The organism is Roseobacter sp. AzwK-3b, assembly GCF_000170875.1.
Classification (GTDB): Bacteria; Pseudomonadota; Alphaproteobacteria; order Rhodobacterales; family Rhodobacteraceae; genus Roseovarius; species Roseovarius litoreus.
The window spans coordinates 284,926-295,565 of the sequence record NZ_ABCR01000003.1 but is presented as its reverse complement, the minus strand read 5'-3'; the positions used below and the strand labels follow the sequence as shown (position 1 = coordinate 295,565).

At 60.3% G+C, this 10,640-nt stretch carries 8 protein-coding genes, 1 pseudogene and 1 other annotated feature; of the genes and pseudogenes, 5 read left to right on the top strand and 4 right to left on the bottom strand.

All coding sequences use genetic code 11. From position 1 onward, the window contains the following. Positions 1-164: 164 nt before the first annotated feature. The 4 genes from RAZWK3B_RS07695 to RAZWK3B_RS21990 all read right to left on the bottom strand — a co-directional run bounded on the left by RAZWK3B_RS07695 (position 165) and on the right by RAZWK3B_RS21990 (position 3,240). Positions 165-539 (bottom strand): CBS domain-containing protein, encoded by a 375-nt coding sequence (locus RAZWK3B_RS07695; protein WP_007813831.1) that lies wholly within the window; start codon positions 537-539, stop codon positions 165-167. A 288-nt stretch (positions 540-827) separates the two neighbouring features. Beyond that, positions 828-2,060 (bottom strand): IS110 family RNA-guided transposase, encoded by a 1,233-nt coding sequence (locus RAZWK3B_RS07690; protein WP_007811738.1) that lies wholly within the window; start codon positions 2,058-2,060, stop codon positions 828-830. Between the two features lie 119 nt (positions 2,061-2,179). Further along, positions 2,180-2,842, bottom strand: a complete 663-nt coding sequence (locus tag RAZWK3B_RS07685; protein WP_007813830.1) for a CNNM domain-containing protein — start codon at positions 2,840-2,842, stop codon at positions 2,180-2,182. A gap of 173 nt (positions 2,843-3,015) precedes the next feature. Next, complete coding sequence (locus RAZWK3B_RS21990; protein WP_502685143.1) at positions 3,016-3,240, bottom strand: hypothetical protein; 225 nt, start codon at positions 3,238-3,240, stop codon at positions 3,016-3,018. 20 nt (positions 3,241-3,260) lie between these two features. On the opposite strand from RAZWK3B_RS21990, the pseudogene RAZWK3B_RS07675 reads away from it, so the two are divergent. The 5 genes and pseudogenes from RAZWK3B_RS07675 to RAZWK3B_RS07655 all read left to right on the top strand — a co-directional run bounded on the left by RAZWK3B_RS07675 (position 3,261) and on the right by RAZWK3B_RS07655 (position 10,615). Beyond that, a pseudogene (locus tag RAZWK3B_RS07675) lies at positions 3,261-4,372 on the top strand (IS3 family transposase). Further along, positions 3,578-3,701, top strand: a sequence feature (AL1L pseudoknot). It overlaps the preceding pseudogene by 124 nt. Positions 4,373-4,757: 385 nt before the next feature. Continuing rightward, a complete protein-coding gene (locus RAZWK3B_RS07670; protein ID WP_007813826.1) occupies positions 4,758-6,143 on the top strand; it encodes a M20 family metallopeptidase in 1,386 nt (461 codons plus the stop codon). A gap of 122 nt (positions 6,144-6,265) precedes the next feature. Then, a complete protein-coding gene (locus RAZWK3B_RS07665; protein WP_007813825.1) occupies positions 6,266-7,351 on the top strand; it encodes an AbrB family transcriptional regulator in 1,086 nt (361 codons plus the stop codon). 131 nt (positions 7,352-7,482) lie between these two features. Then, positions 7,483-8,487, top strand: a complete 1,005-nt coding sequence (locus RAZWK3B_RS07660; protein WP_007813824.1) for a TAXI family TRAP transporter solute-binding subunit — start codon at positions 7,483-7,485, stop codon at positions 8,485-8,487. Positions 8,488-8,581: 94 nt separating this feature from the next. Continuing rightward, a complete protein-coding gene (locus RAZWK3B_RS07655; protein WP_007813823.1) occupies positions 8,582-10,615 on the top strand; it encodes a TRAP transporter permease in 2,034 nt (677 codons plus the stop codon). Positions 10,616-10,640 lie beyond the last annotated feature (25 nt).

Genomic DNA, 10,640 nt, shown 5'->3' with positions numbered 1-10,640 from the left:
GACAGGATCAGAATGGCAAGTAGGGCGGACAGCGGACTGTGACCTTGCAGCAAGGCATCCGCGGCAAATGACAAAAGCTGCCGGTCGCCATGTCTGCCTTGACAGGCAGCAGTTGGCAGATACCGCGGGACCATTCGGCCTGACCCGGGCCATCTTTTCGGGTGTCACTTGGCTGATGTCTTGCGTGCGTCCCGCCGGAGGATAGCGCGTGACCTTGCGACCCTCTGCAAATCCTCGACCTCATCATTCTCATCGACGATTTCGGTCCCGAGCAATGTTTCTATGACGTCCTCCATGGTCACAAGGCCGGCCGTTCCACCATATTCATCTTCGACCAGCGCGATATGTGCCTCATTCTCCATGAGCAGATCGAACAGCGTATCGAGGTCTGTCGTTTCCGGAACGCGTTGAATGTCGCGCGTGTAGTCTGAAACGGTCTTGTCCTTGCCGTCGCGCAAACCTGCCAGAAAAAGCTCGCGCGTCAGCACGAATCCTTTAACGTCGTCGATGTTTTCGTCCGTGACAATATAGCGAGACACCGGAAAGGTGTCTCTGGATCCGACAACGTCCTATGCGCGGAATAATTGGCTGATTTGGCATCAGGTCATTGTCGTATCGAGGTGCCTCGACACGTACATAAACTGGCTCAGTTCGGCGATTTGGTCAACGACAGTCTCTCCCATAACAAACACAGAGTACGCTGTTGCGGCTCTCACCGTCCTTAAGACGAGATCATTGGGTCGCTAACACAGAAGGCCTGAACATTATCTACGAGGTCAGATGTCTGCCTCCACGGCCCTTACAGAGAAAGGTCCTTCTGCGATCGATCACCCCTCAAAGAAGGGGCGATAGGGCTCGCCATGTTTAATGATCCCGTGAACTGTTCGGGCCATCTTGGCGGCGATTGCGGTATACGCCTTTCGGCGCAAATGTGTGTTGTGGCGGTCCTTAGCGATGTAGCGCTCGAACTTATCCCGGAAGCTGTTGGTCCGCTGCAGAATGGCAACCTGACCAGCCATCCACAGGGTGCGGCGCAAGCGGGCATTCCCGTATTTTGACAGCTTGGTTTGGCCCCGGAATGTACCGGACTGGATAGTTGCAAGGTCCATGCCACAAAACTTCAAGAACTGCCGGTGGTGTCCAAAGCGGCGCAAGTCGCCAGCTTCTGCGAGGATGGTCAGAGCGTTGATCGGGCCAATCCCAGGTATTGATGTCAGCAACTGATAGTCAGGTAGATCTTTGAGAAGCGCGATGGCGCGATCTTCAATTTGATTGCGTTGCGCAATGAGACTGCGGCCTTCTCCAAGTACCAAGCGGAACATTCTGATCGCATCAGAATCTGGGGCAACCGGCAGTCCCACTGAAGACTTGGCTGTCTCGTAAATATCTGCAAGCAAACGCTCTTTCGCGACCTTGCGCCCAATGACGTCCCAAGCATCAGCGGTGAAAGCGTCTTTGCCCATTGCCGTGATAAAATGTGGTGATGGATAACGCTCAAGGAATGCAAAGAACCAATCACTGCGCGAGCTGCGGTGAAATCGATCCACTTCAGGGAAGTACAGCGGCAGATAATGGGTCAAGACCCGGTGCCAAAGTTCAGTCTTCGACTTGGAGACGATATCGTGGGTTTTGGACAGCTCTTGAATGTCATTCGTGCCGCATACCAGAGGGTCGTGGTAATATTGCTCGCACCCAATCTCCATCATATGCAGGATAACTTGCGCATCCTTTGGGTCATTCTTATCCCAGCTGTTGTTGAGGGCTTCGCGCGTACGCGCCAAAGCTACTGAGGAAACCAGCTTTACCTCAAAGCCAGCAGTTGCCAGATGGTACGCCAAGGCACGGTGATAATTGCCAGTCGCCTCAAAGGCTACACGAACTGGCCGTCCGTATTCCTTCAGTACTGTGACGAGGCGGTTGAAGTCGGCGAGTTCGTTCAAAACGGTTAAGCGACGTCGCCGTTTCTTATCTGGCATAGCGATCAAAACTTCATGCCGGGCCTTGGCGATGTCGATAGCCACCAAAACAGGGGCATCTTGTGCAACAATAATCTTGGTCATAGTCGGTCTCCTTTGCGGTGTGGTTTGTGCAAAACCACTGTAGGGACCCGAGACCCGGCTATGACCACCTGCTGCGCTATTTGGGGGCTGCGCAGGCGGTCATAGCCTCATAATCAGCATCATTCCGAAGGTGTTACGGCACTGACTGTTTCATCAGCGCCGAGATGCTCGATGACCGTGCGCGGCGTCATGATTTCGTTGGCGAATATCTCCGACAGGCGAAACAGATTGGTCACAACGCGCGTTTCATCTTCCTCGACCACCCCGAGACGCTGGCCCGCGGTGGTCAATGCCGTGATCTCGTGACGCGACACCTCTGCGTGACGCTTGCCGCCTGTCAGCAGCTGCGTTATCGCCTGGCTCATCCAAACCAAGGGCAACTGAATGATGATCAGCCAGGGCAGCACCAGAACCGCGAAGGGCGCAAGACCACGCCAATAGGTTGCGCCGAGGGTCTTGGGAATGATTTCGGACAGGATAAGAATACCGAACGTCAAAACGGCAGAGAAAATGCCCACGCCAGCATCATCAAACACGACGGCTGCCTGCGCGCCTGCTCCAGTGGCGCCAACGGTATGTGCAATCGTGTTGAGCGACAGGATCGCAGCGAGAGGGCGTTCGATATCGGCCCGCAACATCCTGAGCTTCTTGGCAAGTCGCGGCTGATTTTCCTCGGCGGCTTCGACAAAGGATGGCGTGATCGATAACAGGACCGCTTCGAGGATCGAGCAAAGAAACGACACCCCGATCGCAAGCACCACGAAGATAATCAGCAATGTCATTGCGGTGTCTTTCGTTTGCTCTATTCAACCCGGAACCAAATATAGCATACTGAGCCCCGTTCCAAGGACGGCATAGAGGCTGGCTGCGGTCATAGGCTGCGCCGTCTATGAATGGCCGCTTCCGTGAACACTGGACGACAGACCGGTCGGCGGCTCTGGGCCGGTAAGGGCCGTCACCGATCCATAATATCATCCCAAGACAGGTCGAACCGGGGCAGATACTTTCGGACACGGTCCGAGTCGTTCACGCCGCTGCGCTGTTTGCGAGAGACCGCATAAAGTTTCCGGCCCGCCTCGCTCAATGTCGTCGACGTTTGGCAAGTTCTCAGAACATGGGCTAGTTGAGGAATGTCGAACGGGTCTATCTGAATCGCCCCGGTTTCGCCGGAGACCGTCAACTTAAGTAAGGATGATGGTTATGACAAAAAGCAAAATGGCAAATCGCTACTCGCCTGAAGTCCGCGCACGTGCTGTTCGGATGATCTTTGAGTATCAAGGCTCTTACGAAACGCAGGCGGGCGCGATCGCGGCCATTGCACCCAAAATCGGCTCTATTCCTCATACCCTGCGCGAATGGGTCAAGCAGGCCGAGAAAGACAGCGGTATGCGCGACGGTGTCACGACCGAGGAACGGGATCGGATCAAGGCCCTGGACGTGAGGTCCGCGAGCTGCGCCAGGCGAATGAGATCCTGCGCAAGGCGTCAGCGTATTTTGCGCCCGCTCTCACACATGCAAGCATGTGTTGCCGCGCAGCGGGACGGAACTCGACCGCCCACAGAAGCGATGATCGCCTTCATTGAAGATCAGTGCGTTGTTTACGGCGTCGAGTCGATCTGCAGGGGTCTGCCGATTACGCCGTCAACATTTTATCATCGCCTCGCGTGTCGTGCCGATCCTTCCAAAGCATCGGCGCGACATCAGCGGGATGCAGAATTGCGGCCGGAGATCAAACGGGTCTGGGATGAGAACTATCAGGTCTATGGTGTTCGCAAGGTATGCCACCAGATGAAGCGCGAGGGCTTTGAAGTTGCGCGCTGCACCGTGGGTCGACATGGCAGGGCTTTGTGTATGTAGCCTTCGTCATCGACACATTCGCTGATCGCATCGTCGGATGGCGGGTCTCGCGGTCAGCCAAGACAGACTTTGTCCTCGATGCTCTTGAACAAGTCCTGCATGATCGACGGCCAGTTCAAAAGAGCGGATTGGTTCACCACTCGGATCGCGGCGGGCAATATTTGTCCATTCGCTATACCGAGCGATTGGCCGAAACTGGCATCGAACCATCGGTCGGCAGCGTTGGTGACAGCTACGACAACGCCCTCGCGGAAACCATAAACGGCCTCTACAAAACCGAGCTGGTCCACCGCCAGGGACCGTGGCGCAACATGCAGGATCTGGAAATGGCCACCCTCGGCTGGGTCGATTGCTTCAACAACAGACGCCTGCTTGGCCCCATCGGGAACATCCCGCCAGCAGAGGTCGAAGAGTACTTCTATGCGCAGCGCGAGCCACTCGATATGGTCGCGTAAAATGAAGCTAAAGGTCTCCGGTGAAACCGGGGCGATTCATCTTGCTGAATGAAGCCGCCCAACCGGGCGGCTTTTTTGTTGCCTGATGCCTGTTTGGCAAGGCTAATCCTGAATTTGTTTGGCAAAACATTACTGGACTGCTTGGACAAATAGTCTCGCCGATTTTGAGATCATAAAATTTCAGGTGTTGATTCTATTGATTTTTTTCGATTCCCGGTTGTGTGGTTGGCATAACTATGGCTGTTCTGACATTGCTGTTTGTTCCGACAGGCAATTAATGGCCACCGGTGGGCGTGATGCGCGGCAAGGGTCGGAACAGCGGCTGCACCGAAATCCTGTCGCCCTGGGGCGACGCCATTTGCGAAGACAACCTGACAGACACGAAATGACACGCAATTCCGCAATCGAAACCGTATCCAGTTATTTCGACGAGGGCCGCTTTCAGGCCGACCTTTCCGATCTCGTGGCTTATGAGACCGAAAGCCAGAACCCCGCGCAGGCGGCTGAACTGGCGCGCTATCTTGAAGAGGCGATGACCGAGCGGCTGACCGGCATGGGCTTTCGCTGCAAGATCCATCCCAATCCGGTGCAGGGCGCGGGGCCGATCCTTGTGGCCGAGCGCCACGAGGGCGAAGATCTGCCCACCGTGCTGAGCTATGGGCATGGCGATGTGATCCGCGCCCAGGCCGACCAGTGGCGCGAGGGGCTGCATCCCTTTCGCCTGATCGAAGAGGGCGAGCGGCTTTATGGGCGGGGCAGCGCGGACAACAAGGGCCAGCATCTGATCAATATCGCGGCGCTGGAGGCGGTGCTGCAGACGCGCGGGCAGCTTGGTTTCAACTGCCGCATGGTGATCGAGACCGGCGAAGAGACCGGCTCGCCGGGGCTGGCGGAGTTTTTCGAGGTGCACAAGGCGGATTTGTCGGCGGATGTGCTGATCGCCTCGGACGGGCCGCGCCTGCAGCCCGAGACACCGACGATGTTCATGGGCTCGCGCGGGGGCGTGACCTTCGATCTGGTGGTGGATCTGCGCGAGGGTGCGCATCATTCGGGCAATTGGGGCGGGCTTCTGGCGGATCCGGCGATGATCCTTGCGCAGGCGCTGTCCACGATCACCGATGCGCGCGGCCAGATCCGGATCCCCGAATGGCGGCCCGACAGCCTGAGCGATGATGTGCGTGCGGCGCTGCGCGATCTGCCGATCGCAGGGGGCGACGGGCCGTCGATCGACGAGGATTGGGGCGAGGAAAGCCTGAGCCCGGCCGAGCGCGCCTATGGCTGGAACAGTTTTGCGGTGCTGGCGATGAAGAGCGGCGTGCCAGAGGCGCCGGTCAACGCGATTTCGGCCCATGCGCGCGCCACGTGCCAGCTGCGCTACGTGGTGGGCACGACCCCCGAGGATATCGTGCCCGCGCTGCGCCGGCATCTGGATGCAAAGGGGTTCGAAAAGGTGCAGATCGTGCCGCATGAGCGCGGCTTTTTCCGCGCCACCCGGCTGTCGCCGGATCACCCGTGGGTCACCTTCGTCGCGGCGTCGCTGGAAAAGACCGCCGGGCAGGCGCCGCATATCCTGCCCAATCTGGCAGGCTCGTTGCCCAATGACGTCTTCGCGGATATTCTTGGATTGCCCACCGTCTGGGTGCCGCATTCCTATCGGGGTTGTTCGCAACATGCGCCGGATGAGCATGTTCTCAAGCCGGTCTGCCGGGATGCGCTGCGCTTGATGGCGGGCCTGTTCTGGGACATCGGCGAGGGGGAGTGCCCGAAGTGAGGCGCAGGCGCATGGCGCGGGGGCGGCAGACACGGCAGGGTGGGCAGGCTGGGGCGATGCGCTCAGGCCCCGCGCGTCGTTCTGGTCCCGGCCTTGTGCCGCTGGACTGAGGCGGCTGGCAGATGCCCGAGATGACACCGGACTGGTCGCTCAGACGCCTTGTGCATCTGGTGGCGATCTATGCGGGGGCGCTGCTTTTCGGGCTGGTGGCGCATTGGCTGCGTTTTCCGCTGCCCTGGATGATCGGGGCAATGGTCTTTGCCTCGAGCGTGCGGATGCTCGATCGACCGCTGCCGGTGCCGGGGCAGACCCGCCAGATCGGGCAGGTTCTTGTCGCGACATCCGTGGGGCTATCGTTCACGCCCGAGGCGGTGGGGGCGATGGTGTCGTTGCTCATTCCGATGGTGGGGGCGGCGATCCTGACCATCGGGCTGGGCTTCGTGGTGGCGGCATTCCTGATGCGGGTCACTCGGGCCGATATCATCACTGCGGTTCTGGCCTCGATCCCGATGGGGCCGGTGGAAAGCGCGACGCTGGCGGTCAAGCACAAGGTGCGGCCCGGCCCGGTGGTCTTTGCGCAGACGTTGCGGATCATGTTGCTGGTGCTGCTGATTCCGCCAGCCATCGTGGCGCTTGACGGCACGGTGAAAGACCCGGTCGCGGCGCTGAGCCGGATGGAGTGGACGGCATCGGGGGCCATGCTTCTGGCGCTTGCGGGCGTGGCGGGGGCCTATGCGGCGCGCGCGGTGCGGCTGGCCAATCCGTTTTTCGTGGGATCGCTTGGCGGGGCGGCGCTGGCGGCGGCGTTCAGCCTGCCGATCACTGCCTATCCCTATCCGGTGCTGGTGCTGGCGCAGGTGTTTCTGGGCGTCTGGCTGGGGGCGGTGTTCGACCGTGATCTGGTGCGACACGCGCGCGGGTTCATCCCGGGGGCGGTGATGGCGTCGCTGCTGCTGATCGCGCTTTGCACCTGCATGGGAATGGCTCTGACTTGGATCACAGGTGAGAAATGGCAGGTGATGATGCTGTCGACGGCGCCGGGCAGCGTGACGGAAATGGCCCTGACCGCGAAGATCCTCGAAGATGGTCTGGCGGTGGTCACGGCCTTTCACGTGGTGCGTATTTTCATCATCCTGCCTTTTGCCAGTTCGATCATCGACGTCACCGCGCGGCTGGCGCAGCGATGGGGGCTGCAATCGCAGGACTGACCGAAGGAAAGCCCGAACTGACGCATGCGCAGCAACGAAAGAGCGCAAGAGATGCGTTGTAAGCGCAGGATCGGCCCGGTAGGGTGGCTGAAAATGTTTCACAAAACTGCAGGGAGAACCCAGTGAATACTATGGTAAAAATCGCACGGACATTTGTCGCGGGGGCCGTTCTGAGCCTTGGTCTGGCAGGTGCGTCTGTTGCACAGGAGTTGAAGTTCTTCACCATCGGTACGGGTGGAACGGCCTATACCTATTATCCGGTTGGTGGCGTGATCGCCAATGCCATCTCGAAACCGCCCGGATCGCGCCCTTGCGAAGAGGGCGGCAGCTGTGGTGTGGACGGTCTGATTGCGTCGGCGGTGTCGTCGCGCGGGTCGGTCGACAACATCAATGCCATCGTCTCGGGCTTGCGCAATTCGGGCTTTGCCCAGTCGGACGTGGCCTATTGGGCCTATACCGGCACCGGCACGATGGAGGGCCAGCCCCCCGCCGAGAACCTGCGCACGATCGCGGCGCTGTTCGAAGAGCATATCCACCTTGTCGCCAAGGCCGACAGCGGTATCGACAGTGTCGCCGATCTGGCGGGCAAGCGCGTGTCGCTGGATGAGCCGGGCTCGGGCACCTATGTCGATGCGTTGCTGATCCTCGAGGCCAACGGTCTGGGCGTCGACGATCTCACCGCCGAGGCGCTGAAGGGCAATGCGGCATCCGACGCGCTGCGCAACGGGCGGATCGACGCGTTTTTCGTGGTGGCGGGTTATCCCACGGGATCGCTGGTCGAGCTGGCCTCGGCTGAGGATATCAAGCTGGTTCCGATCGCAGGAGAGGGCGCCAAGGCGCTCACCGACAAATACGGCTTCTTCGCGCAGAGCGAGATCCCCGCGGGCACCTATGAGGGTGTCGAGGCGACATCGACCGTCGCGGTCGGGGCGCAGTGGTTCACCTCGGCGGAAGAGGATGACGAGCTGATCTACCAGATCACCAAGGCGCTTTGGAACGACAACTCGCGCAAGCTGCTGGATGTGGGTCACGCCAAGGGCAAGACAATCACGCCCGATACCGCCCTGAGCGGCGTCGGCGTTCCGCTGCACGCAGGCGCCGAGCGCTTCTATCGTGAGGCCGGCCTGCTGGAATAAGCCTTCGGACGGTATGTTCCCGACCCGGTCGCCCATGGGCGGCCGGGTTTTGTCTTTGATATTGCGATGATCTCAAGCCCTGACGGACCCGACCATGTCTCAGTATGATCCCGACCATGAATTGACGCCCGAAGAGCTTCACGAGATCGAGCGCAAGTTCGATCCCGAACTGGCCTTCAGGCCCACGGGCAAGGTCATCGGGATCGCCATCAGCGCCGCGCTTGTGGCGATGTCGGTCTATCATTTCTATGCCTCGGGCTTTGCGCTGGTGCGCGAGTTGCTGCATCGCGGGATCCATTTGTCTTTCGTGCTGGGGCTGGTGTTCCTGCTGTTTGCATGGCGGCGATCCCTGAGCACCGATCTGCCGAAACCTGCGTGGTACAGGATCAACGGGGTGCCTGTCGTGGATATCCTGCTGGCCTGTCTGGCGGTGGGGGCGTCGCTGTATCTGCCGCTGCTGCCGCCCGAGATCGTGTCGGTGCGGGTTGGCAATCCGTCGTCCTTTGATGTGGTGATGGGCACGGCCCTGCTGCTGCTGACGCTCGAGGCCACGCGGCGCTCGGTCGGCTCGACGCTGCCTCTGATCGCGCTGGTCTTCGTGGCCTTTGCGCTTTTCGGGCCATGGGCGCCGGGGGCGCTCAAGCATGGGGGGGTGGCCTGGGAGGGGCTGATCAACCATCTCTACATGACCAATCAGGGGATCTATGGCATCGCCATCGGGGTGATGGCGCAATATGTGTTCCTGTTCATTCTGTTCGGCGTGCTGGCCACTCGGATCGGGCTGGGGCAGCTGTTCATCGATCTGGCCATGGTGGTGGCGGGGCGCTATGCGGGTGGGCCGGCCAAGGTGGCGATCTTCTCGTCGGCCTTCATGGGCACCATATCCGGATCGAGCATCGCCAACACGGTGACGACCGGCGCGCTGACCATCCCGGCGATGAAAAAGGTGGGATATCCGCCGCATTTCTCGGGCGCGGTCGAGGCGACCTCATCCACCGGCGGGCAGATCACGCCGCCCATTCTGGGGGCTGCGGCCTTCATCATGGTGGAATACCTGGAAATTCCGCTGCGCGATGTTTTGGCAGCCGCCCTGTTCCCGGCCTTGCTGCATTATTTCGGCATCTTCATCATGGTGCATCTGGAAGCCCGCAAGCTGGGCCTGCGCGGGCTGAGGGCGGATGAGCTGCCCAAGATGGGGATCGTGCTGCGCCAGCATTGGCTGTCGGTCATTCCGCTGATCGTTCTGGTCTACATGATCCTGAGCGGCAAGACCCCGGATTTCGCGGCGGTCTATGGCATCATCGCCTGTGTCGTGATCGGGTTTCTGAACCCGGTCAACCGGCTGACCCTGCATGATCTGTGGACGGCGCTGGCGGATGGCGCGCGCAACACGCTTGCCGTGGGGGCGGCGGCGGCGACGGTGGGCATCGTCGTGGGTGTCGTCACGCTGACGGGTGTGGGCTTCAGGCTGGGCTATGTGGTGGTGCAGACGGCGACCGATATCGGCAATGTCGCCGGGAGCGTCTGGCCGCTGAGCCTGTTCACGATCGGTCAGTGGACGCTGTTCTTTTCGCTGATCCTGATTGCGGTGGCCTGCATCATCATGGGCGCGGGCATCCCGACCACGGCCACCTATATCATCCTTGTGGCGGTGGCGGCCCCGGCGCTTGGCCTGCTGCAGGTGGAGCCGATCGTCGCGCATTTCTTCGTGTTCTATTACGGTGTGCTGGCCGATATCACGCCGCCCGTGGCCCTTGCGGCCTATGCGGCGGCGGGGATCGCGGGGGCCAACCCGTTCAAGACCGGCAACACCGCGTTCCGGCTGGGCATCGCAAAGGCGCTGGTGCCTTTCGTCTTCGTCTATTCCCCGGCGCTGTTGATCGTCACGGACGGGTTCACCTGGGCTGCGTTCACGGTGACGCTGGCGGGGGCGATGATCGGGATCGCCGGGCTTGGCGTGGCGTTCTCGGGGTTTTTCCTCACGCATATGTCGCGGCTGGAACGCTGGTGGGTCGGGCTCGTGTCGCTGCTCTTCATCGCGCCGGGCCTGACCACGATGGCGGTGGGTCTTCTGCTATGGGCGCCGGTTGTCTTCGTTCAGATGACAAAACGCGCCAAGTCCGTGTAGCCGCTGGCATCCAAGCGGTGACCGG

Coding starts and splice junctions, on each gene's coding strand:
- RAZWK3B_RS07690 (WP_007811738.1), bottom strand. CDS start 2,060: ATGACCAAGATTATTGTTGCACAAGATGCCCCTGTTTTGGTGGCTATC.
- RAZWK3B_RS07685 (WP_007813830.1), bottom strand. CDS start 2,842: ATGACATTGCTGATTATCTTCGTGGTGCTTGCGATCGGGGTGTCGTTT.
- RAZWK3B_RS07670 (WP_007813826.1), top strand. CDS start 4,758: ATGACACGCAATTCCGCAATCGAAACCGTATCCAGTTATTTCGACGAG.
- RAZWK3B_RS07665 (WP_007813825.1), top strand. CDS start 6,266: ATGCCCGAGATGACACCGGACTGGTCGCTCAGACGCCTTGTGCATCTG.
- RAZWK3B_RS07660 (WP_007813824.1), top strand. CDS start 7,483: ATGGTAAAAATCGCACGGACATTTGTCGCGGGGGCCGTTCTGAGCCTT.
- RAZWK3B_RS07655 (WP_007813823.1), top strand. CDS start 8,582: ATGTCTCAGTATGATCCCGACCATGAATTGACGCCCGAAGAGCTTCAC.